Genomic DNA, 508 nt, shown 5'->3' with positions numbered 1-508 from the left:
CCTACTGGCGGGCCAATGCGATGGATTTTCGCATGCATTTCTTCCCGTCCGATCCTCTGGAGGAAAGCGGGCACCGTTCGGCGGGCGTGCAGGGCGCGCTGTATCGCGAGCGCGGTGCCTGGCGGATCACACTGGGCAGCGATCTGGAATGGACGCGCGGCTGGCTGTCGGAAACGCAGGAAAACCCGACCCGCTTCTCTTTCGTCCAGGGCGAACATTACGACTATGCGGTCGACGCCCGGGTGGCCGCGCTCTATGCCCGGACCCGCTGGCAGGCGAGCGAGCGGCTGAGCCTGATCGCCGGCGCCCGCTGGGAGGCGACGCGCTTTGACTACGACAACCGTCTGCCGGACGGATCGGTGGGCCGCTATCTGCGCCTGGCCGACCGCAGCGATGATTTTTCCACCTTCGCACCGGACTTCGGATTTCTGTTTGAAGTTACGGAAAATGCCTCACTATTCGGTCGTGTTGCACGCGGGGTGAGGGCGCCGCAGACCGCCGAACTCTA

The 508-nt window shown here is 64.6% G+C and carries 1 protein-coding gene; it reads left to right on the top strand.

The features are described 5' to 3' along the window. Positions 1-32: 32 nt before the first annotated feature. Positions 33-508 (top strand): TonB-dependent receptor domain-containing protein (locus PKF00_RS44410; protein ID WP_271223819.1); only part of this gene is annotated, 476 nt, incomplete at its 3' end.

Source organism: Streptosporangium carneum (genome assembly GCF_027922005.1).
GTDB lineage: Bacteria > Actinomycetota > Actinomycetes > Streptosporangiales > Streptosporangiaceae > Streptosporangium > Streptosporangium carneum.
The sequence above is the reverse complement of the archived record's forward strand: the minus strand, read 5'-3'. Positions and strand labels throughout refer to the sequence as shown.